Raw genomic sequence first — 24,764 nt, 5'->3', positions numbered from 1 at the left:
GCCACGTCCGTAATGACTCGCGGGGCCATGGAAGGCTCCTGCACCGTCAAGGAGGACCACACGACATGCTGACGATCAACGACAATCTCGCCGCCCTCGGCGCCGAGAACAACCTGAACAGCACCGACGCGGCGCTCTCGCAGGTCGTGTCGCAGCTCAGCTCGGGCCTGCAGATCCAGACCGCGGCGGACAACCCGGCTGGGTACTCGATCGCGCAGTCCCTGCAGTTCGAGATCAACGGCTACCAGGCGGCGAGCTCGAACGCGCAGACCGCGGTCTCGATGCTCCAGACGGCGCAGAGCGCGATGAACCAGCAGGAGGCGATCCTCCAGCAGATGAACGCGCTCGCCACGCAGGCGGCGAACTCCTCGACGTCCAACTCGACGACCGCGTCGAACGCGGACCAGCAGGAGTTCACGGCGCTCACGAACGAGCTCACGCAGATCGCGAACTCGTCGGAGTTCGCCGGCATCCAGCTGCTCAACGGGACGAACGGGACGCTCACGTTCCAGATCGGCCCGACCGACTCCGCGAACGACCAGGTGACCGTGGGCCTGCCGACGACGACCGCGGCCTCGCTCGGCCTCACGAGCCTGAGCATCACGAGCGTCGCCTCCGCCGTCGCGGCGATGTCGGCGGTCCAGGCTGCGATCGACTCGCTCGCCTCCTCGGCCGCCTCCGTCGGCGCCGCCCAGAACCAGATCCAGGTGCTGGCGAACAACGTCACCGTCGCCCAGCAGAACCTCACGGCCGCTCGGGCGAACCTCGTCGACGTGAACATCGCCGCAGCGACCTCGCAGTTCACGTCGCTCAACATCCTCGAGCAGTCCGGCGTCGCCGTGCTCGCGCAGGTGCAGCAGCTCCCGCAGCTGGCCTTGAAGCTCATCTGAGCGAGCCGCCCCGGGCACGGGGGGCGGGGGAGGGGCGAGGCGCCCCTCCCCCCCTCGCGTCCGGGCACCGCGCCGGCGCGAGCGCGCTCGAGCGGCACGCGACGCCGGCTCGGGGCCGCCGATCGAGGCCGTGGTGGCGACGGCTCGCGCCGGGCTCGCCCCTCAGGCGGCGAGCGCGACGCGCAGCAGGCCGGCGGGGTCGTCGAACCACTCGTCGAAGGCCGCGCCCGCCCTGATCGCGGCGACCGCCGCCGCGAGACCGCTCCCACCGGGGATCCCTCCCGCCCGAGCGCACGCGAGGGCGAGGTAGAGGTAGTCGGGATGCCCGGGGTGGTCCCTCGCGAACGCGCCGGCCGTCTCGAGCGCCTCGGCGACCTGCCCGCACCCCACGAGGGCGAGGACGATCCAGCGCCCGAGGACCGCCTCCTCGGCGCGGGGCGCGCCGCGGCAGCGCTCGAGGAGGTCGCCGAGCGCTCGCTGCGGGCGGCCGGCGCGCAGCGCGGCGAGGGCGGGCTGGTAGGGGGCGTCGCCGAGCGGTTCGTCGCTGCGCAGGGGGAGGTAGGCCCGGGTCACGCCCGGCACCCCCTCGTCGCGCCGGGCGATCACGCGCCAGCGCACGACGCGGTGCCCGAGGGCCGCGGGTTGCGAGACGGGGACGGCGAGCTCGCTCGTCGCGCAGGCGCGCAGGCGGTCCCGCAGGCGCGCCTCGTCGCCCGGGCGGCAGAAGCGCAGGCCCTCGAGCTCGAGGTCGAACTCCCCGAGGGGCGGCTCGACCTCGGCGCGGCCGGCGAGCGCCTCGTAGCGCCCGGCGACCTCGCGGGCGATCGCCGGCCAGGACAGCGCGCGTGCGGTGGCGAGGCCGGCCGAGCGCAGGCGGTTCGCCAGCGGCTCGTCGTCGAGGAGGCGGCGCGTCGCCTCGAGGAGCCCGGCGACGTCGCCGACGGGCACGATGAGGCAGTTCTCGTTGTGCCGGCCGAAGGCGGCGATCCCGCCGTTGGCGGTCGAGACGACCGCCGCGCCGGAGGCCATCGCCTCGAGCGGTGGGAGCGGGAAGGACTCGTAGCGCGAGACGCACACGTAGACGTCGGCCTCCCGGTAGAGGCGGGCGAGGCGGTCGGCGTCCGGGTCGACGACGGTCTCGCCGAGCGGGCCGTGGCACGGCGGCCGGGGGGTGACCCACACGACGCGGGCGGCCGGGTGCGACCGAGCGAGCCCGGCGGCGATGGCGCGGGCGTCGGCGATCCCCTTGAACTCGGTGCCGTCCCAGCCGACGAACAGGACCGTCGGCGTCGCTCCGGGGCGCCGCGGCGCCGGGTAGAAGCGCTCGACGTCGACGGCGTTGGCGACGCGCCCGGCGCGCACCTCGTAGCGCTCGGCGAGCGCCTCCTGCGCGGCTGGCCCGACGGCGATCGTGTCGTCCGCGGCCCACAGGAACGGTCCGACGAGGGAGCGCACCGACGGCGGCAGCTGCTCGTAGAGGTGGAAGTCGCCCTGCTCGAAGTGCACGACGGGGGCGATGGCGCGCCGTCGCGCCGGCAGGACGAGGTCCCAGTAGCCGGCGACGATGAGGTCGCAGGGCGGGATCGCGTCCGCGGGCGGCTCGCCGTAGCCGACGGAGACGAAGGGGACCCGCAGCCCGAACCAGTCCGGCGGCGGTCCCTGCGCGACGACGGTGACGGACAGGCCGAGGGCGCTGAGGTGGTTCGCGTGCTCGAGCAGGACGCGCGCGCCGCCGCCGACGTCCGTGCGAGGCATGAGGTAGGTGACGCTGAGCGGCCGTCCGGGCTCGCGCCGCCGGCGCAGCGGGGGCATCGGCTCCCCGGCGTGCGCGGCCTCGGCGAGCCACACGGCCGAGCGCGCCGCCGCGATCGCCGTCTCCGGCGCGGGGAGCGCGACCGTCACTAGGTCGCTCCTCGAGACCGGGGACCCTCGGCTGCCCTCGTGGCGCCCGAGCACGGTGGCGGCGCTGGGCTGGCGCGCACGCCCGCCTAACGGCACGGGCCGCGGTCGCCTTGAGTGATCACTCTCCGTGGTCGAACCCGCTGCGGTCCACCGTCCGTGCCGGAAGCAAGACCGGCCGAATCCGACGCAGGTTCGACGAAGAAGGGCGGGCGAGCTGTCCAAGATTTGGACAATGGTGTCAGCGTACGCGTAGTCTACGGATGCGATGTCGAGCAAGCTACGTGGGATGACGTGCCGTCGGAGCGTTCTTCTCCGCACGTCTTCTCTCCGGATTCGGTCAGGGCATTTCCGCTCTTGTCCGCTTGGTGCTCGGCTTATTTCTGGAGCACGGGTTCGGTGATTGCCGACGCGGTGGCGCACGAGCCGCCACGGAGCGCGCGAGGACGACGTCCGGAGCACCCGGAGCCCCCGCGCGGTGGCGCCGCACGGACGGGCGGGACCGCGAGGCGCTCCGCCGGGCCCGGATGGCTCGCCGCAGGCCTCGCCTGCCTCGGGATCGGGCCGGTCGGCGACGAGGCCGAGGCCGCGTCGAGCGCCCTCGTCGAGCTGGTCGCCGGCCTGCGGGCGGACCGCGTCGAGGCGCTCCTCGGGCTCGCGGGCGCGCCGCTCGCCGGCGAGGCGGTGGCGCTCGGCGCCGGGCTGCGCGCCCTGCGCCGGCTCGGAGCCCGGTCGCGGGCGTCCGGGGGGGACTAGCGGCCCGCCGGCCCAGCGCTCGGCGGGGCTGCCTCGCCGCCGGCGAGACCCGCCACGACGTCGGCTACTGGCCTCGGTAGGCTCGGCGCGGGTCGATGGCACGTCGGGGTGCTCGTCCCACCCAGTACGCGCAGGAGGACTGGCGAATGAGGATCGGCAGCGAGCACGTCGGGGCGCGCGGGCTCGCCGTGCTCGCAGGCGCCGGCTGTGTCGCCATCGCGCTCGCGATCCACGGCTACGGTCGCGGTCTCGCCGCGCCGCCCAGCCTCTCTGCGAGCACGCCGTCTGCCCGTCCGCCTGCACGACCGGTCGCCTCCCCCCACCGGCCGACGCGGCCGCGCCCTGCGCCGAAGGTCGGCCCGCTCCTGTCGTCGACGCCGTACGCGCCCTACGCGTACCGCGTGTACCCCGGGCCACTGAGCGAGCGGACCAAGCTCGCCATCGCGGGCTTCACCTTCCGCGTGCGCGTCTCGGGTGGCAGGGAGCTCCTGAGCGTCGGGGCGCCGAGCTTCGGGCAGGCGCCGCGCACGACCCCGCTCGCGCTCGGCGACCGGGTCTACTTCATCGAGACGACCCTCGGCGACGACTCGAACGACGCCGACTACTCGGCCGGCGACGACGGGGTCGTGGTCACCGACGCCGCCGGCCACCTCCTCGGGTGAAGGGCGCGACCGCCGCCGAGGGCCGCCGACGGGCGCCACGCGCGACTCGTCCGGCCGCGAGCAGCCGGCGCGCCGGCCTCGCCCGGCTCGAGGGCGGCCTCTCGGCGTGGGCGCCCCTCCTGGCACGCATCCTGCTCGGACTCGTGCTCGCCTGGTTCGGCTACCACGAGCTCGTCGCGCCGCGCGCGTGGACGGGCTACGTTCCCGTGCTCTCGCCCGCGTCGCGTGCCGCCGAGGTCCTCGTCCTCGCCCACGGCTGGGTGCTGCTCGTCCTCGCCGTCGCCATCGTCGCCGGCATCGCGCCGCGCACCGCGGCGCTCGCGGCGGCGGTCCTGCTGCTCGAGATCGTCATCTCGCTGTGGGCGACGGCCGGCCTGTCGGACCTCGTCGTTCGGGACGTCGGCGTCCTCGGCCTCGCCGTCGCGCTCGGCGCGCAGCGCTCCGAGCGGCTCGTGCTCCGGAGCTGACCTGGCGCGGCCCTCAGGCTAGAGCCGCCAGAACCGCCACGACAGCGACGGCGCGGCGAGGGGCCCGCCTGCCACGAGGCCGACGCGGGCCCGTTCGGAGCCGAGGCGGACCGTCAAGGTCCCGATGGGCGCCCCCGCCCGGGCCGGGAGCGCGAGGCGCGGGCGTGCGTCCACCGTCTCCACGACGGCCGCTCCGGGCCAGGCGACGAGCGAGACCGGCGCGTCGGTGACCACGGCGACGCGCGACCCGTCGGGCGAGACGAGCGTCGCGATGCGCTTCCCCGCCGGAAGGACCCGCTCCCGGCGCAGCGCGCGCGCCGCCGTCTCGACGAGCGCCCTGCCGGCGGCGAGCGCGCTCGGCAGCGGCGTGCCTCCCGTGACGCCCACCACCGCGCCGATGATCGTCTCGGCGTGTCCCGCGCTGTCGCGTCGCGCCGCGACGACGAAGGAGGCGCCACCGGCGGGTACCCAGCCCGTCTTCACCCCGACGATCCCGTCCCGCCCGAGGTCGCCGTCGACGTTGTACTGCAGCCCGGCGACCGGCAGGTTCACCTGCGGGAGCGAGACGATGCGGGCGAACACCGGGTTCGCCAGCGCCACCTGGGCGAGGCGGACCTGGTCGGCGGCGGTCGAGACCGATCTCGGGTCGACGCCGCTCGGGCCTGCGTAGTGCGTGTGGCGCAGCCCGAGCGCTCGCGCCAGGGCGTTCATCTTGGCGACGAAGCGACCCGTGTCGCCGGCGTCCCAGCGGGCGAGGAGGCGAACGATGTTGTCCCCGGAGGGGACGAGGGCGGCCTCGAGGGCCTGGAGCTCGCTCAGGCGCTCTCCCGCCCGGACGGCGACGACGGAGTCGCCCGCGGCCTGCTCGCGCTCGTAGGTCGTGACGTCGCTCGCCGTGACGGTGAGGCGCGGACCCTGCTCGCCCGGACGCAGGGGGTGGTCGCGCAGGACGACGAGTGCGGCCATCACCTTCGTCACGCTCGCGATCGGCGACGGCCGCATGGTGCCGGCCGCCGCGAGCACGCCCAGGCCCTGGACGGCGACGATCGCCTGTGCTCCGGCCGGCGTGGCGAGAGAGGGCAGGGCGCCCGGGAGCCGGTCGAGCGCGGGAACGACCGGTCGCAGGGACGGGCCCGGAACGGGGCGCAGCAGCTGGACGAGCACGAAGGCGACGGCGGCGAGGGCGAGGCCGGCGCCGGGAGCGAGCAGGCGGCGTGGCCAGCGGTGCTCGTCGAAGCGCGAGCGCCGCCGTCGGTGCCTTGGGCGAAACACGCGGGCCAAGCTAATCGGGCCCTCAGGCCCGCGGCGGGCGCCCGCGGGGCGCGCTCGCGCCAGGACGCGGCGGCGCCACTCGGCGTCGGCGGGGGCGGCCGCGTGGCGTCGGCTCGTCGGTCGCAGCGCCGCTGGTGGCGGAGCGCTCGTCACCCGGCCGTCGAGCGTCGTCGGCCCGTCGCCGAGCCTGCGCGCGGCGGCCTTGCGGGGATCCTCAAGGAAGATGCGCACGAACTCGGCGCGCGCGTGCGCACTGCGAGTCGCGCCCCGTGAGCAAGGCGCACCTCGACCTCGTCGGCGCGCGCTTCCGGCGCGAGTCGGCAGCGCACCGTGACGCGCGTGCCGCGGCGCGCCGGCGGTGAGGCGCACGTGCTGGAGCGGGGTCGTCGCGTGCGACGCCCCGCTCTCGACTGGCCTGTCGCCTGCGGTCACCTCGGCGAGGATCTCGCGTTCCGTGCCCGGCCGGGCGCCGGTGGCGATGGCTCCGCGGGACGCGCACCGAGCCGTGCTGACGCTCGGCCCGGCAGGAAGGCTCGGCGGCGACGACCGCCTCGCCCCGCTGCGGCGCGAGGCGGTCGGCGAGGCGGGGTGGGAGCCGAGCCCGAGGGAGCGGACCGCGGCCGCGGGGGCGGAGGTGTCCGCCTGGTGGACTGACCGAGCGAGGGCGGGCCAGCGGTGCGCACGAGGCGCTCGCTGCCCGCTACCGGACGGTCGAGCACGACGTCGGTCTCGTCGAGCGTGCGCACCCGGTCGACGAGCACGCCGCGTCGTCCGCGTGCACCGTGGTGCTCGCACCTGCGTGCCGACCACGACGTCCCGGTGACGATCACCGGTCGGCGCGGCTCTCGCGCGCGCAGCGAGGCGAGCATCCTCGACTGGCGACGCCGGGACATCCGTGCCGCGCGCTGGGGATCGAAGGACGTGCAGCTCGGCATCGACGAGACGGCCACCACGCGAGGAACCTGCCCCCGACCAGGTTCCTGCTGCGGAGCCCGGAGGAGCGCCTGTCAGCCACACGTCGTGTCGGACTGGGCACCGGACTGCAGACGGCGGCGCCGAGGTCGCAGCGCACGTGCGCGTCGATCGCCCCCTCGCGGGCGGTCTCCGCAGCAGCGTCGAGCCGGGTGCGGGCCGTAGGCCTACGGATCGTGCAACGGAACGGGTGCGCTCGCGGTGGGCTTCCTGCGTGCTGGTGACGTGCGTGTCCGAGCAGGTCCCGGACGCGACCGGTCCCGGCCGGTGTCCGGTCCACTCGCCGCCGTCGTTGGCTCGGCAGCCCGACGCGCCACCGTCCCGTCTCGCGCGCGTTCGTCCGGGGTGGACCGCTTCCCGGCCACGCGCCACGCCATCCAGCAGGCGCCCCCGACGAGGACGCTCGCCAGCAGCCAGCCGAGCGCTCCGGTCCCGACGCCTGCATACCGCAGCCCGGAGGCGAGGATGGCGAGGGTCACCGCTGGGCGCACGAAGCGGTCCGGTACGCGGGACGAGAGCAGCGAGCCCGCGAGTGCGCCCGGGAGGCCGCCGGTGAGCACGGAGCCCGTCACGACCGGGTCGAGGTGGCCGAAGGCGAGCGCGCCGAGCGCGGCAGCTGCGCCGAGCGGGATCGCCTGCGCGAGGTCGGTGCCGACGAGCGAACCGGTGGACAGGGACGGATACGTGCAGGCGAACAGCACCATCATGATCGATCCCGCGCCGACGGAGGTCAGCCCCACGAGCAGTCCACCGAGTGCACCGATCGCGGCCGTGGCGAGCGGGCGGACGCGAAGGTCGCGGAGGTGCGCCCCCGGCTCTTCGCACGAGTGACGACTGCGCACGGCGCGCACGGCGAGCAACCCTGCGCCGGCGAGGAGCGCCCCGCCGAGCAGGTGCTCGCTGATGTCCGCGGCGCTCCGTCCATTCCCGAGGAGGTGCAGGACGAGGGCGCCGGTGAAGGCGGCGGGTACCGAGCCGACCGATGTCCACGTGACCAGGGGGATGCTGACGCGTCCACGCCGGAGATGGGTGGCCGCGCCGATCAGCCGCATGGGGAACGTCGCGACGAGGTCGGAGTAGATCGCCGTCGAGGGGCGGAGCCGGAACAGCAGGAGGAGGATCGGCGTCATCAGCGCCCCGCCGCCTGCGCCGGTGAGTCCCACGAGGAGGCCGACCGCAGCGCTGGCGAGCACGATCGAAGGCTTCACAGTCGGTCTGTCTAGTCAAGTAATCCGATCGAATCAATCAACTAGATCGGAGCAGCCGGTCATGGGGGAGCGGTGCCGCTCCGGGGCGCTCGGCTGCGTGGAGCGCCGGCCCGTGCTCGGCGGCGGGCCACAATGGCGACGTGTACGTCTCGGCCAAGGCCGAATACGCGCTGAGGGCCTTGGTTGCGCTCGCCGCCGCGGGTCGCCCGATGACCGCTGACGAGCTCGCCCGTAGCCAGGATCTCCCGGCGAGCTACCTCGAGGCGATCCTCGTCGACCTCCGGCGTCGGGGCATCATCATCAGCCGGCGCGGACCGAGCCCCGGCTACCGCTTCGTGCGGCCGCCCGACGAGGTGACGCCAGCGGACGTGATCCGCATCGTCGATGGCCCGCTGGCCGAGATCAGGGGGATTCGACCGGAAGCGACGTCGTACACGGAGGAGGTTGGCGCGCTCCAGCTGCTCTGGGTCGCCCTGCGGACGAGCCTGCGCCGCGTGCTCGAAGGGGTGACCATCGCGCAGCTCGCCGAGGGCCGACTGCCTCGCAACCTCCGCAGCCTCGTCGCCGACCCCGAGGCATGGAGGCCACGGTAGGGCTCGTGGCTGTCAGTGCCCGGCGGAGGTCGCAGCCGCCCGCCGCGGCGGCATCGAAGCGGTCGATTCGGTCCCGGCCGTGCACACGGCGTGTCGCGCGGCGACCGCTGTCTCTCGAGGGCCCGAACCGAATGCCATGAAGCGGGGCCTCCCCCCGGCGGGAACCTTCGGTTCTCTACCCTGCTGGCGCCTCCACCTCGTCCGGCACCGCACGGCGCTCAAGAACTGCATCCACGCGGCCGTGCTCGCCTTCGGCCATCGGTGCCCGGTGTCGGACCTCGTCGGCACCGCCGGCCGGAAGCTGCTCGCCCGCCACTCGTTGCGCGAGCCGTGGGCCTCCGACCTCGCTGGCGCGCGCCTGTTCATCGATACCTTGGACGGCCCGATCGATGGCGTCGAAGCCGAGCTCAGGTTTCGGGCGCCGACCACCCCGACGTGCCCCTTCTCATCACCGCACCGGGGCTCGGCTGGGTGCTCGCCGACACCGTCGCAGCCGAGCTCGGGGAGATCGAGCGCCTCTCCTCGCCGAGGAAGCTCGTCCGCGACAGCGGGCTGTGCCCGAGGGTGTACCAGTCAGGCGGCAAGGACCACCGCGGCTCGAGGTCGAAGAACGGGCCCGAGTACCTGCGCTGGGTGCTCATCGAGGCGGCCACCGATGCGGGGCGCCACGCTGCCTACCGCGACCGCTACCAGCGCACCGCCGCCCGGCTCGGCCGCCAGCGGAACAAGAAGGTCGCCCGGGTCGAGGTCGCCCGCAAGCTCGCAGACGCCATCTGGCACCTGTCGACCAAGGGCGAACCGTTCGCTCCTCACATCGAGCCCGCCAACGCCAAGAAGATGGCGGCACGAGTTTTCACGTTCGCTCGCACCGGCAGGCCCCGCGTATGCGCTCTGGTCCTTCGAGGATCCTCGACTGAGATGGCCTAGCGGAGGGAGTCTCCCACCCGACCTGATCCTTCCATCGACCTCTGCGAAGCGCCAGGCCGTGGCGGACAGGACCGTGTGCTACGTCCGGAGCCGCCGCCGAGCCGAGAGCGGGCGACGGGAATCGAACCCGCATAACCAGCTTGGAAGGCTGGGGCTCTGCCATTGAGCTACGCCCGCGGCGGGGGTGATCCTACCCACCGCCCGCGCCCGCGGCTTCGAGCCCTGCGGCCTGCTGCGGTCCAGGCCGGTCCGCCTGTTAGGGTCTCGTCTCCTGTGGCGCTCGCACTCGGGATCGACGTCGGCGGCACGAAGATCCTCGCCGCCGCAGTGGACGACGCGGGCGAGGTCGTCGTCGAGGAGCGCGTCGAGTCCCCGAAGGACGGCGGGAGCCTCTTCGACGCGATCGGGGATGCCGTCGCGCTCGTCGTCGCGCGCCTCGGCGGGCGTGCCGCGGAGGTCCACGGTGCCGGGGCCGGCCTGCCCGGTCTCATCGATCTCGAGGGCGTGCTGCACGACGCGCCGAACCTGCCGGCGGCGGCGAACAGCGCGGCAGGCGCCGAGCTCCGCCGCCGGGTCGAGGCGGTGCTCGGCCGTCGCATGCGCGTCGTCGTGGAGAACGACGCGACCGCCGCAGCCGCCGGGGAGCTCGCGTTCGGCGCGGCGCGGTCGGTCGCGAACGCGGTCGTCGTGACGCTCGGCACCGGTATCGGCGGCGGGCTCGTGGGCAACGGGCGGCTGCTGCGGGGCGAGCGCGGCTTCGCCGGGGAGATCGGCCACATGGTGGTCGAGCTCGACGGGCCGCGCTGCGCCTGCGGCGGCCAGGGCTGCTGGGAGCAGTTCGCCTCCGGTACCGGGCTCGCCCGCCTGGGACGCGAGGCGGCCCTCGGAGGCGCCTCCCCGTTGCTCGCCGAGGCGCTCGCGGCACGCGGCGAGGTGCGGGGGGAGGACGTCGTCGACGCGGCGCGTCGCGGCGACGGCGCGGCGCTCGACGTCGTGGCGGCGTTCGCCCGCTACCTCGCGATCGGCCTGTCGAACCTCGCCGAGATCTTCGACCCCGGTCGCCTCATCCTCGGCGGCGGCCTGGTACGTGCCGCCGACGTCCTGTTCGCCACGGTGCCGGAGCGCTTCGCCGAGCACCGGCGCGGGGCCGGGGAGGCGAAGGTCGACATCGTGGTCGCCGAGCTCGGCGAGCGGGCTGGCGTCGCGGGCGCCGCAGCGCTCGCCCTCGGCCTCGTGACGTAGGCAGCGCGCGTGCCGGCGCCGGCGTCGGGCTGCCGGGATTTGAACCCGGGACCCCCTGCTCCCAAAGCAGGTGCGCTGCCAAGCTGCGCCACAGCCCGTCTGCACCACGGTACCGGCACCGCGCGCCGTGCCGCGGACGGCTGCGCCTCGCTCCGGCAGGATCGGCCTGCAGGTGCCGAGGCGTGCCGCTGAGCCGCGGGCGCGCGATGCCCCGACACGCGAGCCGGCCTGCGCCGACTGACCTCGGCAGGCGGATCCCGTCGCCGGGGTGGCTCGCCGAGGTGCTCCGGGACGAGTCGCGTGCCGGTCTGCTCCTCGCGCTCGCCGCCGTCGCCGCGTTGAGCTGGGCGACGGCCGACGCCCACGGCTACGGCGCGACGTGGTCGCAGGCGACCTGGCCTGGCGTCGGGCTGCTCCGGGCGCCACGCACGGTGCTCGCGTGGGTCGACGACGGGGCGATGGCGCTGTTCTTCCTCGTCGTCGGGCTCGAGCTGTCGCGCGGGCTCGTGCACGGGGACCTGCGGGACGCCCGCACGGGACTGCTGCCGGTCGGGGGCGCGCTCGGCGGCATGGGCGGGGCCGCCCTCGCCTACCTCGCGCTCGCCCACGGGCCGACGACGGCGCGGGGCTACGGCGTGCCGATGGCGACCGACATCGCGTTCAGCCTCGCCGCGCTCGCGCTCGTGGGGCGCCGGGTCCCGGGCGCGCTGCGGCTCTTCGTCCTCGCCCTCGCGGTGAGCGACGACCTCGGGTCGCTCGCCGTCCTCGTGCTCGGCTACTCGAGCCGTCTCGCGCCCTGGCGCGTCGGTGCTGCCGTCGCCTGCTGCGGCGTCCTCGCCGGGCTGCGGCGCCTCGGGGTGCGCCGGCCGGGTCCCTACCTCCTCGTCGGGCTGTGCTGCTGGGGAGCGCTCGAGGCGTCCGGCGTCGAGCCCGCCCTGGCGGGCGTCGCGGCCGGGGTCGCGATCCCGCCCGGTGGCGCGCACGCCGGGCGGCTCGAGCACCTCCTCCGGCCGGCCGTCAACGCCCTCGTCCTGCCGGCGTTCGCCCTCGCGAACGCGGGCGTGGCCCTCGGCGACCTGCGCCTCACGGGCGGGTCGCGATCGATCTTCGTCGGGGTGCTCGCGGCGCGCCTGCTCGGCAAGGGCCTCGGCGTCGCGCTCGGGACGGTCGTCGCGGCCCGCCTGCTCGGGGTGCCGCGCCCCGACGGGCTCGGCGGGCGCCGGCTCCTCGGCGCCGGCGCGATCTGTGGCGTCGGCTTCACCGTGCCGCTCCTCGTCGCGCGGCAGGCGTTCGCGAGCTGGCCGGCCGGGCTCGCCGCGGCGCGAGCCGCCCTCCTCGCTGGCTCGCTCGCCTGCCTCGCCGTCGGGGCCCTGCTCCTCGCATCGTCGAGTGAGGGACGCTCGCGCCGGTAGACTGCCGAGTCCGTATGCAGTCCTCCGCGCAGGTCCTCGAAGGCAACAAGGTCAAGCTCACCGTCGAGATCGACGAGGAGGAGCTGAAGCAGGCGGAGGACGAGACCCTCCGCCGGCTCACGCGCGAGGCTCGGGTGCCGGGCTTCCGCCCCGGCAAGGTGCCCCGTCGCCTGCTCGAGGCCCGGCTCGGCCCGAAGGCGATCCGTGCCGAGGTGCTGCGCGACGCCCTGCCCCGCTACTACGCGGACGCGGTGGAGGCGAGCGAGCTCGACGTCATCGCCAGCCCGGAGATCGACATCACCGCGGGCGAGGAGGGTGGCCCGCTGACCTTCGACGCCGTGGTCGAGGTCCGCCCGCAGGTGTCCGTCGCTGGCTACGACGGTCTCGTCGTCACGGTCACGCGTCCCGAGGCGAGCGACGAGGAGGTCGACGCCCAGGTCGACCGGCTGCGCGAGCAGTTCGCCACGCTCCGAGCCGTCGAGCGCCCCGCCCGCCCGGGCGACCTCGTGACGCTCGACATCCACGGCACCCGCGACGGCGAGCCGGCAGAGGGGCTGAGCGCGGACGACCTCGTGTACGAGGTCGGCACGGGGGGCATCGTCGCGGGCGTCGACGACCGCCTCGTCGGGGCGAAGGTGGGCGACGTGCTCGAGCTGGACGCCGAGGACGTCCCGGGCGGCCCCGCCCACCTGCGCATCCTCGTGAAGCAGGTGCGGGAGAAGGTGCTTCCCGTCGCCGACGACGCCTTCGCGGCCGAGGCCTCCGAGTTCGACACGCTCGCCGAGCTGCGCCGCGACCTCGCCGAACGGATCGTCTCCGTGCGGCGCGCCGCGGCCGCGCTCGAGCTGCGCGAGCGGGCGATCGAGGCGCTCGTCGCGCTCGTGGACGAGGAGCCGCCGGCCTCGCTCGTCGACGCGCAGGCGGAGCAGCTCCTCGACGACCTCTCGCATCGCCTCGCGCGCCAGAAGGTCCCCTTCGAGGCCTACCTCGCGGCGCGAGGCGAGACGGTCGACGGCCTCATGGCCGAGCTGCGAGAGCAGGCGGCGCGCCAGGTCAAGGCCGACCTCGCCCTCCGGGCCGTCGCCGCGGCCGAGGGCATCGAGGTCGACGAGGGCGAGCTCGACGAGGAGATCGTCCGCCTCGCGCAGCAGGCCCGGCAGACGCCGGCGCAGGTGCGGCGCGCCCTCGAGCAGGGGGGGCGGCTGGAGGGGCTACGCTCGCAGCTCAAGATCGCGAAGGCGGCGCGCTGGGTCGTCGACCACGTCGCCATCGTCGACGACGAGGGGAGGCCGATGGACCGGGCCGCGCTCGGCATCGAGGAAGCCGCTGGCGAGGACCAGCCGGGCGCAGCCGTGACGGTCCGTGCCGGCTCGAGTGGCTCGGGTGAGGAGTGATGGAGGCCTTCGGCTACCTCGTCCCGACCGTCGTCGAGTCCTCGAGCCGCGGCGAGCGGGCCTACGACCTGTACTCGCGCCTGCTGCGCGACCGGATCATCTTCATCGGCACCCCGATCGACGACACGGTCGCGAACCTCGTGTGCGCCCAGATGCTCTTCCTCGAGTCCGAGGACCAGGAGAAGGACATCAACATCTACATCAACTCGCCCGGCGGCGAGATCACGGCGCTCTTCGCGATCTACGACACGATGAAGTACGTCCGCCCGGACAAGCAGACCTTCTGCTTCGGGCAGGCCGCCTCGGCGGCGGCCGTTCTCCTCGCGGCGGGGACGAAGGGCAAGCGGTTCGCCCTGCCGCACGCCCGGATCATGCTCCACCAGCCCTACGGCGGCGCGGCAGGCCAGGCGACCGACATCGAGCTGCAGGCGCGTGAGATCCTGCGCATGCGCGACATGCTGAACGAGATGCTGGCCGCGGACACCGGCCAGCCGATCGAGCGCATCCAGCGCGACACCGATCGCGACTTCATCATGAGCGCTGCGGAGGCTCGCGACTACGGTTTGATCGACGAGGTCATCACGACGAGAGAGGTGGTCGACGCGGCGACCGCCGTCGGCGCGGCGTGACGGGAGGGGCAGGTGGCGAAGTTCGGGGACGGCGGCGAGCTCGTGAAGTGCAGCTTCTGCGGGAAGTCCCAGAAGCAGGTGAAGAAGCTGATCGCCGGTCCCGGCGTCTACATCTGCGACGAGTGCATCGAGCTGTGCAACGACATCATCGAGGAGGAGCTCTCGGAGACCACCGAGGTGCGCTTCGAGGACCTGCCGAAGCCGCGTGAGATCTTCGAGTTCCTGAACGACTACGTCATCGGCCAGGACCAGGCGAAGAAGATCCTGTCCGTCGCCGTCTACAACCACTACAAGCGGGTCCAGGCCGGCACGCCGAGCGACGGCGACGTCGAGCTGGCGAAGTCGAACATCCTCCTGCTCGGCCCGACGGGCTGCGGCAAGACGCTGCTCGCGCAGACGCTCGCCCGGATGCTCAACGTCCCGTTCGCCATCGCGGACGCGACGGCGCTCACCGAGGCCGGCTACGTCGGCGAGGACGTCGAGAACATCCTGCTCAAGCTGATACAGGCCGCCGACTACGACGTGAAGAAGGCCGAGACCGGCATCATCTACATCGACGAGATCGACAAGATCGCGCGCAAGAGCGAGAACCCGTCGATCACCCGTGACGTCTCGGGCGAGGGGGTGCAGCAGGCGCTGCTCAAGATCCTCGAGGGCACGACGGCGTCCGTGCCGCCCCAGGGGGGCCGCAAGCACCCCCACCAGGAGTTCATCCAGATCGACACGACGAACATCCTGTTCATCTGCGGTGGGGCCTTCGCCGGGCTCGACAAGATCATCGAGTCGAGGATTGGACGCGCCGGTATCGGCTTCCGGGCCGAGGTGCGGCGAGCCAAGCGCCACGACGAGAGCCAGCTCCTCCTCCAGGTCCTGCCCGAGGACCTCCTCAAGTTCGGGCTGATCCCCGAGTTCGTCGGTCGCCTCCCGGTGATCGGGGCGGTCTCGAACCTCGACCGGGAGGCGCTCGTGCGCATCCTCGTGGAACCGAAGAACGCGCTCGTTCGCCAGTACAAGCGGGTCTTCGAGCTCGACAACGTCGAGCTCGAGATCAGCGCGGACGCGCTCGAGGCGATCGCGGACCAGGCCCTGCTGCGAGGGACGGGGGCCCGGGGGCTGCGCGCCATCCTCGAGGAGGTCCTCCTCGAGGTGATGTACGACCTGCCGAGCCGGAGCGACATCGGGCGCTGCGTGATCGACCGCAGCGTCGTGCTCGAGCGGGTGGCCCCGACGCTCGTGCCCCGCGGCGGCGAGAAGTCGGATCGGCCGCGCCGTGCGGCCTCCTGAGCGGCGGGCGTTCGGCGGCACCAGCGCCTCGCTCGGCGAGGCACTCGCCTGGCTCGATCGCCACATCAACCTGGAGGCGATCGAGCGTGGCGTGGCGGGGCGGGCGGCCGCGCCGACGCTCGAGCGGGTCGCCGCCCTGCTGTCGGCGATGGGCGACCCGCAGCACGCGGCGCCGGCCGTGCACGTCACCGGGACGAACGGCAAGGGCTCGACCACCCGCATGGTGGCGGCGCTGCTGCGCGCCAAGGGGCTGTGCGTGGGCACGTACACGAGCCCGCACCTCGAGGTGCTGAACGAGCGCATCGCGCGCGACGGCGTCCCGATCGGCGACGAGGAGCTCGGCGAGCTGCTGTGGTGCCTCGCCGACCTCGAGCGCTTCCTCCTCCGGCGCGGCCTCGAGCCGCCCACGTGGTTCGAGCTCGTCACCGCTGCTGCCTTCCGCTACTTCGCCGACGTCGCCGTCGACGCCGCCGTCATCGAGGTCGGCCTCGGCGGCCGCTTCGACGCGACGAACGTCGTCGACGCCGCGGTCGCCGCCGTCACGAACGTCGAGCTCGACCACGTGGAGATCCTCGGGCCGACGCGCGCCCACATCGCGGCCGAGAAGGCCGGCATCATCAAGCCCGGGTCGATCGCCTGCGTCGGGGAGGAGGACCCTGACCTCGTCGAGATCTTCGCCGCCGAGGCGCGCGCGGTCGGGGCGCAGGCGCTGTGGCGCCGAGGCGTGGACTTCGACTGCAGCGCGAACCGCCTGGCGGTCGGCGGGCGCCTCCTCGACCTGCGTACCCCCGGACGAGCCTACGACGGCGTCTTCCTGCCGCTGCACGGCTCGCACCAGGGCGCGAACGCCGCCCTGGCGCTCGCGTGCGCCGAGGCGTTCTTCGGTGCCCCCCTCGACGACGACGTGGTGGGCGAGGGGTTGGCCTCGGTGCGCGTCCCCGGGCGCCTCGAGGTCGTCGGGCACCGACCGCTCGTCGTGCTCGACGGCGCCCACAACGTGGCCGGCGCGAGCGCGCTCGGTGCCGCGCTCGCCGAGGACTTCGCCGCGCCCGACGGGATCGTGGCGCTCGTGGGCTGCCTGCGCGGGCGGGAGCCGGGCGCGCTCCTCGAGGCGATCGGCACCGAGCGCCTGCGGCACGTGGTGGCCTGCGCCCCGTCGTCCCCCCGCGCCATCGCCCCCGAGCTCGTCGCCGAGGCCGCTCGGCGCCTCGAGGTGCCCGCCACGGTCGCCGAGAGCGTCGACCAGGGCCTCGAGGAGGCCGTCGGGCGGGCGAGCGTCGACGACCTCGTGCTCGTCACGGGATCGCTCTACGTGGTCGGGTCGGCGCGGGGGGCGAGCCGCCGACTAGCGTCGCACCGGCGATGAACCGGACCCTCGTGATCGTGAAGCCTGACGCCGTGGAGCGAGGCCTCGTCGGCGCCATCATCGGACGCCTCGAGCGCAAGGGGCTCCGGCTCGTGGCCGGGGACCTGCGCACGATCGAGCGCGACGTCGCCGAGGCGCACTACGCCGAGCACCGGGGGCGGCCGTTCTTCGACGACCTCGTCGCGTTCATCTGCCGGTCGCCCGTCTTCGTCATGGTCGTCGAGGGCCCGGAGGACACCTGGCGCATCGTGCGGACGCTGATGGGCCCCACCGATCCGGTCGAGGCGCCGCCGGGGACGATCCGGGGGGATTTCGCGACGAACATTGCAGAGAACCTCGTCCACGGGTCGGACGGTCCGGAGTCCGCGGCCCGCGAGATCGCGCTGTTCTTCCCCGGCCTCGCCTAGGTTCGCCGGCCGGCGGGCGTCGCCGTCGGTGGCGCCGGCGTCCGGGCGGGCGCCTTGTTCGGGGGAACGGGTTCCCGTAACCTTGCACGGTCAACGGCAAGCCTGGAGCTGCAACGATGCGCGAGAGTTCCATCGGTTTCGTCGGGCGCGACATGGCGGTCGACCTCGGCACGGCGAACACCCTCGTCTACGTGCGTGGCAAGGGGATCGTCCTCAACGAGCCCTCGGTCGTGGCCATCAACGTCAAGGACGGCCATCCGCTCGCGGTCGGTGCGGAGGCGAAGCGGATGATCGGTCGCACGCCGAGCAACATCCAGGCGATCCGGCCGCTCAAGGACGGCGTCATCGCCGACTTCGAGATCTGCGAGATGATGCTGCGGTACTTCATCCGCAGGGTCCACCCTCGGCGGTTCTCCAAGCCGCGCATGGTGATCTGCGTCCCCTCGGGGATCACGGGCGTCGAGAAGCGCGCGGTCCAGGAGGCGGCGGAGTACGCCGGGGCGCGCAAGGCCTACATCATCGAGGAGCCGATGGCGGCGGCGATCGGCGCGGGGCTGCCGATCCACGAGCCGACCGGCAACATGGTCGTCGACATCGGTGGCGGCACGACCGAGGTGGCGGTGATCTCGCTCGGGGGCATCGTCACGAGCCAGTCGATCCGCATCGGCGGCGACGAGCTCGACGAGGCCATCATCTCCTTCGTGAAGAAGGAGTACAGCCTCGCCCTCGGCGACCGTACCGCCGAGGAGATCAAGATGGCGCTGGGCTCGGCGTGCGAGCTCGAGGAGGAGCTGCACGCCGAGATCCGCGGGCGCGACCTCGTGAGCGGGCTGCCGAAGACGGTGATCGTCTCGACCAAGGACGTGCGCAAGGCGATCGAGGAGCCGCTCGCAGCGATCATCGACGCGGTGAAGGTCACGCTCGACAAGACGCCGCCCGAGCTCGCGGCCGACATCATGACGCAGGGCATCGTGCTGACCGGCGGCGGCGCCCTCCTGCACGGGCTCGACGTGCGCCTGCAGGCCGAGACCTCGATGCCGATCGTCGTCGCGCCCGATCCGCTGAACTGCGTCGCGCTCGGCAGCGGGATGTGCCTGGAGGAGTTCGAGGCACTTCGCCAGGTGCTGGTCTCCTCCGGCCACTGAACGGGGCGCGTGGCTCCCGTGGCTGCGCCCCGCTACTCGAGCCAGCGCATCACGCTGCTCATGCTCGTGCTCGCGTCGATCACGGCGATCACCCTCGACTACCACGGGGAGGCGAGCCGCGGCATCGGCCACGTGCGCAACGGCGTGCGCGACGCCCTGGCGCCCTTCCAGCGCGCCATCGCCTTCGTGCTGCACCCCGTGGGCGACGCCTTCTCGGGCGCGATCCACTACGGGCAGCTCGCGGCGCAGAACGCCCAGCTGCGGCGCGAGCTCGGTGCAGCGCAGCTCGCGCTCGCGTCGCGCGCCGCTGCGGCGCGCGCCGAGTCCCGGCTCCTCGCGCTCTCCCACCTCCCGTTCCTCAACCCGGGCATCTCGACGGTTCCGGCGCAGGTGATCTCGGCGCCGACCTCGAACTTCCAGGCCACCGTCGAGCTCGACGTCGGCACCTCGTCGGGTGTCGGCAAGGGCATGCCGGTCGTCGCGGATGGCGGCCTCGTCGGGACGGTCACCTCGGCGTCGTCGTCGACGTCGACGGTGCTGCTCGTGAGCGACTCGAGCGCTTCGGTCGCCGTCCGGGACGTGCGGACGAACGCGCTGTTCATCGCGAACGGCACCGGGCTCGGGCGCGCGCTCTCGCTCAGTAGCGACGGGACCAACGCGTCCGCCGCCGTCGGCGACCGTCTCGTCACGAGCGGCTACGACCTCGGCGCCTACCCGGCCGGCATCCCCGTGGGCGTCGTCTCCTCCGTCCGGGCCGCGGCGGGCGGGGTGACGCAGGCGGTCAGCGTCCGGCCCCTGGTCAACCTCGACAACCTCGAGTACGTGTCCGTGCTCCAGTGGCTCCAGCCGGCGTGAACGCGCCGCAGCCGGCGAGGCGCCGGTGACCGCGCAGAACTGGGCCCGCCTCGCCCTCGTCCTGGTTGCGGCCGTCGTCGTCCAGGCGGGCCTCCTCGACCAGGTCGTCGTGCTCGGCGCGCACCCCGACGGCATGGTCGTGCTCGCTGCCGCCGGCGGCCTGCTCGGGGGGCCGCGACGCGGCGCGGTCGTCGGCTTCCTCGCCGGGGTCGGCGCCGACCTCCTCGTCAACCTGCCCTTCGGCCTGTCGGCGCTCGCCGACGTGCTCGTCGGCTTCGCCGTGGGCATGGTGCGCACGTCGCCGCTCCAGGGAGCCTCGCGGGGCCTCGCGGCGGCGGTCTGCGCCGCGGCCGGGGCCGCCGGCACGCTCGCCTACGCCGTGGTCGGCGCGCTGCTCGGCCAGCGCGGCATGCTGGGGCCAGACCTCGCGGCCGCGCTCGTGGTGGTCACCGTCGGCGGGGCGCTCCTCTCGCTCCCCGCCCTCGCGCTCGTGCGCTGGAGCTTCGCCGGCGTGAGCGCGCGTCGCGTCCCCTTCGGCGTGCCGAGCGGGGGGAGCGCGGCGGGATGAGGTCGCGGGGGCGCTGGGCGCCGCGGCGGGCGGCGCGACGCCTGCGCCGCCGCCAGCGAGCGGCGCGCCTGCCGCTGCCCGGGCGGAGCCGGCTGCTCCGGCGCGAGCGAGACCCGGTCGCGGCGCTCAGCCCGCTCGCGCCCCTCGAGCCGGCTCGTGCGCCCGGGACCGGCGAGGAGGTCCGAGCGCGCTTCGGCCTGCGGCTGTCGCTCGTCGCGCTCGCGGTGACGGCCCTGTTCGCCGCGCTCGTGGTGCGCCTGTGGACGCTGCAGGTGATCGACGGCCCGCGCTACTTCAGCCTCGCGGAGGCCACGACGACGCGCGACGTGCCGGTCGCGCCGCCCCGCGGCGAGATCCTGGCTCGCGGCGGGCAGGTGCTGGCACGCGACGTCTCCACCGAGGCGGTGACCGTGGACCCGCAGACCCTCGCCGTGCACCCCGAGGTGGTCCCCCGGGTCGCCGCGCTCCTGGGCGTCTCGGCCTCGTTCATCCGCCAGCGCCTCGAGGCCGCCCAGCGCGGGCTGGACAACCTCAGTCCGTTCGTCCCCGTGCCGATCGCGACGAACGTCTCCGCTCAGACCGTGGCGGTGATCGCGGAGCACCGGTCGCAGTTCCCGGGGGTGACCGCCTCGCCCCTCTACGAGCGCTCCTACCCCTACCGGGACCTCGCCGCGCAGGTGATCGGCTACGTCGGCGCGATCACCCCCGCCGAGCTCAACGGCTACGCGAAGCTCGGCTACACGCGCGCCGACGTCGCCGCGAGCGTCATCACCCCCGCCGAGCTCAACGGCTACGCGAAGCTCGGCTACACCGAGAACGACCAGGTGGGCCAGACCGGGCTCGAGGCCGAGTACGAGCTCGCCCTGCGCGGGCGTCCCGGGGTGGACGAGGTGGCGGTGGATCCGGCGGGCAACGTCGTGCGGACGGTCGGCCACGTCCCGCCGCGCCCGGGCGACGACGTCGTGCTCAACCTCGACCTCGGCCTCGAGCAGGCGCTCTCGAGCGCCCTCGAGCAGGAGATCCTCGCTGTCCGGCAGGGCCTCACGACGCCGGGCGGCGCCCCCGCGCCCTCCGGCGCGGGCGTCGTCCTCGACGCCCGTACCGGGGCGGTCCTCGCGATGGCCTCCTACCCCTCCTACGACAACAACGAGTGGGTGAACGGGATCTCCGAGAGCGCCTACGCCGCGCTCACCCACGAGCTCGGCTACCCGCTCAACAACTACGCGGTGCAGAGCCCGCAGCCTCCCGGCTCGACCTTCAAGCTCGCGACCGCCACCGCGGCGCTCGACGACGGGCTCATCTCGCCCTCCTACTACTACGACGACACGGGGTCGTTCACCCTCGGGAACCTCACGCTGCACGACGCCGGCGGCGAGGTGCTCGGGGAGGTCAACATCACCTCGGCGCTCGCCGAGTCGAGCGACGACTTCTTCTACAACCTCGGCTGGATGTTCTGGCAGCAGGCCAGCCGCTTCGGCATCACCCCGATCCAGGACATGGCCGCCCGCTACGGCTTCGGCACGCCGAGCGGGGTCGACCTGCCGGGGGTGAACAACGGGCAGGTGGACAGCCCCGCGCTCCGCAAGATCTTGCACCGCGAGGCGCCCGCCGTGTACCCGGACACCTACTACCCGGCCGACAACGTCGAGATGGCCTTCGGCCAGGGCTTCACCGAGATCACGCCGCTCGAGCTGGCCGACGCCTACGCCACCTTCGCGAACGGTGGCACGCGCTGGCGCCCCGAGCTCGCCGCGGCGATCGTCTCGCCGAGCGGGAAGCTCCTGCGGCGCATCCGGCCGGTCGTGGAGGGCCACGTCCGGTTCGCCTCGGCGAGCGACTACGACGCGATGCTGCACGGGTTCGAGGGCGCCGTGCAGAGCCCGACCGGGACCGCCTACGGCGCCTTCCAGGGCTTCGACTTCGCGCGCTGGAACGTCGCCGGCAAGACCGGGACGGCCTCGGCGAGCCCGTCGGTCCAGCCGACGTCGTGGTTCGTCGGCTTCGGCGGCCCGCGCAACGCTCCGCCCCGCTACGTCGTCGCCGTCCAGATCGACCAGGCCGGCTACGGTGCGTCGGCCGCCGCCCCCGTCGTGCGCAAGGTGTTCGACTACCTCGTGAGCCACGGCGTGGCGCCGCTGCGGCTGGCCCCCTAGCTGTCACGAGACTGCAAAGCGCGGCGGGGGGCCGCGTGGGCTCGAGCGAGTAGACTCGTTCCAGGATGATCACGTTGCGGCCAGGTCGGGGCGACGCCTCGACCGGCCTTGCGCCAGTCAGCCGGCGCGCCGCGGTCCTTCGATCCTGGATCGCAGCGCGCGCCGCCCACGCACCGGAGCCGGAGCGCCGCGCTCGCGGCCAGGGTGCCGGCGGCTCAGCCGTGTCCAGCCGCACCGTTCCCGGGAGCGCCGCGACACCGCGTGCTCGCGCCCCGCGCACGGTGCGCTTCGCGCCCTCTGCCAGAGGGCGCCGAGGAAGGGGCTCTCTCGATGTCCGAACACACGAGCGGCCAGGTTGCTGGCCAGCCCGGGCCGCCGCCCGCGCCGGCGGCCCCGACCGGGGCGAACGGCGCAGGCGCTGCGCCTGACGGCCTCGCGCGCCCGGTCCCGACCGTCCCCCTGGCGAAGCCGAAGATCGGCGACACCAGGCCAGCGCCGGTCCCGCGCCTGCCCGCGCCGCCGGCCGAGCAGCCGTCGAAGACGCGCCGGCGCCGACGCGGCGGCCGCGGCCGTGGCGGGGCGAGCCGGCCGTCGCCCGCCGCCGCGCCCCCGCCGACGGGTGCGACAGTAGCGACGCCACCGGTGCACGCGGAGGTCGCCACGTCGCGGCCGGCCTCGACGCGGCGCCGGCGCGCCCGCGAGCGGCGGGGACGACCCGTCGGTCGCTACCTCATGTGCGTGCACGTCCGCCCGCACGTGACCCAGATCGCCGTGCTCGAGGGGCGCTCGCTCATCGAGCACCACGTGGCCCGGGCGCTCGACGACGCCAACCAGATCGACGGCAACATCTACCGCGGCCGCGTGAAGAACGTGCTGCCGGGCATGGAGGCGGCGTTCGTCGACATCGGGACGCCGAAGAACGCCGTGCTCTACTGGGGCGACGTCCAGACCGACCGCTCCGACGAGGTGGAGCGGGACCCGGGGGCGACTCGCATCGAGCACCTGCTGCGCCCGGGCCAGACCATCGTCTGCCAGGTGACGAAGAACCCGATCGGGCTGAAGGGGGCGCGCCTCACCGAGGAGGTGTCGCTCCCGGGCCGCTTCGTCGTCCTCGTGCCGAACTCGGACGCGTCGGGCATCTCCAAGCGCCTCGACGACAGCGAGCGCAAGCGGCTGCGCAAGATCCTCGACGAGATCCGGCCGCCGGGCCACGGGATCATCGTGCGCACGGCCGCGGAGGGGGTGAGCGCCGAGGCGCTGCGCCGCGACGTCGAGCAGCTCCTCGAGAAGTGGCGCGAGATCGACGACAAGGCGCGGCGCCTGCCCGCGCCCGCCCTCTTGTACTCCGAGCCGCACCTCGCGCTGCGGGTCATCCGAGAGGAGCTCACCGAGGACTACCGGGGCGTCGTCATCGACGACGCCGAGCTCTACGAGCTCGTGCGCGCCTACGTGGCCGACATCGACCCGGCGCTCGCGGAGCGCGTCGAGTACTACGACGCGGCCGCCGAGGGCCTCCCGCTCTTCGAGCGCCACCACGTGCACGAGCAGCTGCACAAGGCGCTCGACCGCAAGGTGTGGCTGCCCTCGGGCGGCTCGATCATCATCGAGCGGACCGAGGCGCTCACGGTGATCGACGTCAACACGGGCAAGAACGTCGGCTCCTCGAACCTCGAGGAGACCGTGTTCGCGAACAACCTCGAGGCCGCCGAGGAGATCGCCCGCCAGCTTCGGCTGCGCGACATCGGCGGGATCATCGTCATCGACTTCATCGACATGGAGCTGAAGGCGAACCGCCAGGCCGTGATGGCCACGCTGCGCGCCGCGCTGGCGCGGGACAAGACGCCGACCCAGGTCTTCGACATCTCCGAGCTCGGCCTGGTCGAGATGACGAGGAAGCGCGTCGGCGAGGGGCTCGTCGAGGCGCTGTCGGAGACGTGCCCGATGTGCAAGGGGCGGGGGATCGTCTTTCGCGAGGAGGAGGATGCCTAGCGGCCTCCCCGGAACGGCCTGGCCGGGGCGCTTGCTAATCTCAGAGCCCTATGTACGCGGTGATCGCCACGGGCGGCAAGCAGGAGCGCGTCGAGGTAGGCGCCACGGTCGCGGTGGAGCGCCTCGAGGCCGGCATCGGTGACGAGGTGCGGCTGCGGCCGGTGCTCGTCGTCGACGGCGAGACCGTCGTCGCCCGGCCGGCCGCGCTCGAGCAGGTCGTCGTGACCGGTCGAGTCGTCGGCGAGGTGGCCGGTCCGAAGGTGCGCGGCTTCGTCTACAAGCCGAAGGCGCGCGCGCGGCGCCGCTTCGGCCACCGCCAGCGCTACCACCGAGTCGAGATCACCGGGATCGAGGGCGGCGGCCTCTCGCCGTCTCGAGCCCCGCAGACCTAGGGAGGCAGGCAGGTGTCGAAGACGAAAGGTGGCGGCTCGACCAGGAACGGTCGGGACTCGGCCGCGCAGCGCCTCGGCGTCAAGGCCTCCGACGGCACGTTCGTGCGCGCCGGCTCGATCCTCGTCCGTCAGCGCGGGACGCGCTTCCATCCGGGGACCAACGTCGGGCGCGGCGGCGACGACACGCTCTTCGCGACGGCCGACGGCACCGTGCGCTTCGGCGCGCGCCGCGGGCGGCGCCTCGTCGACGTCCTGCCCGGCGACGCCTGAGGCCGCGCGCCG

At 74.0% G+C, this 24,764-nt stretch carries 23 protein-coding genes and 2 tRNA genes; 20 read left to right on the top strand and 5 right to left on the bottom strand.

The features are described 5' to 3' along the window. Positions 1 to 65 precede the first annotated feature (65 nt). The gene (locus VKV23_08020) at positions 66 to 890 is read left to right on the top strand and encodes a flagellin (GenBank protein HLI15979.1); all 825 of its coding nucleotides are present in this window, start codon (positions 66 to 68) and stop codon (positions 888 to 890) included. A 162-nt stretch (positions 891 to 1,052) separates the two neighbouring features. On the opposite strand, the gene VKV23_08015 is transcribed toward VKV23_08020, so the two are convergent. Continuing rightward, a complete protein-coding gene (locus tag VKV23_08015) occupies positions 1,053 to 2,792 on the bottom strand; it encodes a glycosyltransferase family 4 protein (protein ID HLI15978.1) in 1,740 nt (579 codons plus the stop codon). A 396-nt stretch (positions 2,793 to 3,188) separates the two neighbouring features. Between VKV23_08015 and VKV23_08010 the strand changes: the two genes are divergently transcribed. From VKV23_08010 to VKV23_08000, 3 genes are all read left to right on the top strand, one after another. After that, positions 3,189 to 3,545 (top strand): hypothetical protein, encoded by a 357-nt coding sequence (locus VKV23_08010; protein ID HLI15977.1) that lies wholly within the window; start codon positions 3,189 to 3,191, stop codon positions 3,543 to 3,545. A gap of 146 nt (positions 3,546 to 3,691) precedes the next feature. Continuing rightward, a complete protein-coding gene (locus VKV23_08005; protein ID HLI15976.1) occupies positions 3,692 to 4,207 on the top strand; it encodes a hypothetical protein in 516 nt (171 codons plus the stop codon). Beyond that, the gene (locus VKV23_08000; protein ID HLI15975.1) at positions 4,204 to 4,674 is read left to right on the top strand and encodes a hypothetical protein; all 471 of its coding nucleotides are present in this window, start codon (positions 4,204 to 4,206) and stop codon (positions 4,672 to 4,674) included. The genes VKV23_08005 and VKV23_08000 overlap by 4 nt, the downstream gene beginning before the upstream one ends. Positions 4,675 to 4,692: 18 nt before the next feature. On the opposite strand, the gene VKV23_07995 is transcribed toward VKV23_08000, so the two are convergent. Together VKV23_07995 and VKV23_07990 are read right to left on the bottom strand one after the other, a co-directional pair. Then, the gene (locus tag VKV23_07995) at positions 4,693 to 5,946 is read right to left on the bottom strand and encodes a hypothetical protein (protein HLI15974.1); all 1,254 of its coding nucleotides are present in this window, start codon (positions 5,944 to 5,946) and stop codon (positions 4,693 to 4,695) included. 1,139 nt (positions 5,947 to 7,085) lie between these two features. Then, positions 7,086 to 8,126 carry a sulfite exporter TauE/SafE family protein gene (locus VKV23_07990; protein ID HLI15973.1) on the bottom strand — a complete coding sequence of 347 codons (1,041 nt, stop codon included), beginning with the start codon at positions 8,124 to 8,126 and terminating at the stop codon, positions 7,086 to 7,088. Positions 8,127 to 8,266: 140 nt separating this feature from the next. Between VKV23_07990 and VKV23_07985 the strand changes: the two genes are divergently transcribed. Together VKV23_07985 and VKV23_07980 are read left to right on the top strand one after the other, a co-directional pair. Beyond that, the gene (locus tag VKV23_07985) at positions 8,267 to 8,719 is read left to right on the top strand and encodes an Rrf2 family transcriptional regulator (protein HLI15972.1); all 453 of its coding nucleotides are present in this window, start codon (positions 8,267 to 8,269) and stop codon (positions 8,717 to 8,719) included. A gap of 435 nt (positions 8,720 to 9,154) precedes the next feature. Then, positions 9,155 to 9,646 carry a transposase gene (locus tag VKV23_07980; GenBank protein ID HLI15971.1) on the top strand — a complete coding sequence of 164 codons (492 nt, stop codon included), beginning with the start codon at positions 9,155 to 9,157 and terminating at the stop codon, positions 9,644 to 9,646. A 106-nt stretch (positions 9,647 to 9,752) separates the two neighbouring features. On the opposite strand, the gene VKV23_07975 is transcribed toward VKV23_07980, so the two are convergent. Next, a tRNA-Gly gene (locus tag VKV23_07975) sits at positions 9,753 to 9,823 on the bottom strand. Positions 9,824 to 9,919: 96 nt separating this feature from the next. Between VKV23_07975 and VKV23_07970 the strand changes: the two genes are divergently transcribed. Continuing rightward, positions 9,920 to 10,888 (top strand): ROK family protein, encoded by a 969-nt coding sequence (locus tag VKV23_07970; protein HLI15970.1) that lies wholly within the window; start codon positions 9,920 to 9,922, stop codon positions 10,886 to 10,888. A 24-nt stretch (positions 10,889 to 10,912) separates the two neighbouring features. Here the strand turns inward: VKV23_07970 and VKV23_07965 are convergent. Continuing rightward, positions 10,913 to 10,986 (bottom strand) — tRNA-Pro (locus tag VKV23_07965). A 108-nt stretch (positions 10,987 to 11,094) separates the two neighbouring features. Between VKV23_07965 and nhaA the strand changes: the two genes are divergently transcribed. From nhaA to rpmA, 13 genes are all read left to right on the top strand, one after another. Next, the gene (nhaA, locus tag VKV23_07960) at positions 11,095 to 12,300 is read left to right on the top strand and encodes a Na+/H+ antiporter NhaA (protein ID HLI15969.1); all 1,206 of its coding nucleotides are present in this window, start codon (positions 11,095 to 11,097) and stop codon (positions 12,298 to 12,300) included. A 14-nt stretch (positions 12,301 to 12,314) separates the two neighbouring features. Then, positions 12,315 to 13,694, top strand: coding sequence for a trigger factor (gene tig / locus VKV23_07955; protein ID HLI15968.1), 1,380 nt, complete (start codon positions 12,315 to 12,317; stop codon positions 13,692 to 13,694). After that, positions 13,694 to 14,323 (top strand): ATP-dependent Clp endopeptidase proteolytic subunit ClpP, encoded by a 630-nt coding sequence (gene clpP / locus VKV23_07950; protein ID HLI15967.1) that lies wholly within the window; start codon positions 13,694 to 13,696, stop codon positions 14,321 to 14,323. Before tig ends, clpP begins: the two co-directional genes overlap by 1 nt. Positions 14,324 to 14,335: 12 nt before the next feature. Next, entirely contained in the window at positions 14,336 to 15,607 is a 1,272-nt protein-coding gene (gene clpX, locus VKV23_07945) for an ATP-dependent Clp protease ATP-binding subunit ClpX (GenBank protein HLI15966.1), read from the top strand. Beyond that, positions 15,594 to 16,973, top strand: a complete 1,380-nt coding sequence (locus tag VKV23_07940; GenBank protein HLI15965.1) for a Mur ligase family protein — start codon at positions 15,594 to 15,596, stop codon at positions 16,971 to 16,973. Before clpX ends, VKV23_07940 begins: the two co-directional genes overlap by 14 nt. Beyond that, entirely contained in the window at positions 16,970 to 17,380 is a 411-nt protein-coding gene (gene ndk, locus VKV23_07935; protein HLI15964.1) for a nucleoside-diphosphate kinase, read from the top strand. The genes VKV23_07940 and ndk overlap by 4 nt, the downstream gene beginning before the upstream one ends. A 116-nt stretch (positions 17,381 to 17,496) precedes the next feature. Next, the gene (locus VKV23_07930; GenBank protein HLI15963.1) at positions 17,497 to 18,525 is read left to right on the top strand and encodes a rod shape-determining protein; all 1,029 of its coding nucleotides are present in this window, start codon (positions 17,497 to 17,499) and stop codon (positions 18,523 to 18,525) included. Positions 18,526 to 18,543: 18 nt separating this feature from the next. Then, a complete protein-coding gene (gene mreC, locus VKV23_07925) occupies positions 18,544 to 19,380 on the top strand; it encodes a rod shape-determining protein MreC (GenBank protein ID HLI15962.1) in 837 nt (278 codons plus the stop codon). Positions 19,381 to 19,405: 25 nt separating this feature from the next. Next, positions 19,406 to 19,948, top strand: coding sequence for a hypothetical protein (locus tag VKV23_07920; protein HLI15961.1), 543 nt, complete (start codon positions 19,406 to 19,408; stop codon positions 19,946 to 19,948). Next, positions 19,945 to 22,101 (top strand): penicillin-binding protein 2, encoded by a 2,157-nt coding sequence (gene mrdA / locus VKV23_07915; GenBank protein ID HLI15960.1) that lies wholly within the window; start codon positions 19,945 to 19,947, stop codon positions 22,099 to 22,101. Before VKV23_07920 ends, mrdA begins: the two co-directional genes overlap by 4 nt. Positions 22,102 to 22,743: 642 nt before the next feature. Then, positions 22,744 to 24,090, top strand: coding sequence for an Rne/Rng family ribonuclease (locus VKV23_07910; GenBank protein HLI15959.1), 1,347 nt, complete (start codon positions 22,744 to 22,746; stop codon positions 24,088 to 24,090). Between the two features lie 50 nt (positions 24,091 to 24,140). Beyond that, positions 24,141 to 24,482, top strand: coding sequence for a 50S ribosomal protein L21 (gene rplU / locus VKV23_07905; protein ID HLI15958.1), 342 nt, complete (start codon positions 24,141 to 24,143; stop codon positions 24,480 to 24,482). 12 nt (positions 24,483 to 24,494) lie between these two features. Continuing rightward, on the top strand, positions 24,495 to 24,752 hold the full coding sequence (gene rpmA / locus VKV23_07900) for a 50S ribosomal protein L27 (GenBank protein ID HLI15957.1): 258 nt from the start codon (positions 24,495 to 24,497) through the stop codon (positions 24,750 to 24,752). Positions 24,753 to 24,764: the final 12 nt, after the last annotated feature.

It is taken from the genome of Acidimicrobiales bacterium (assembly GCA_035294085.1).
Taxonomy (GTDB): Bacteria; Actinomycetota; Acidimicrobiia; order Acidimicrobiales; family Bog-793; genus DATGLP01.
This window is presented reverse-complemented; position numbering and strand designations above follow the sequence as displayed.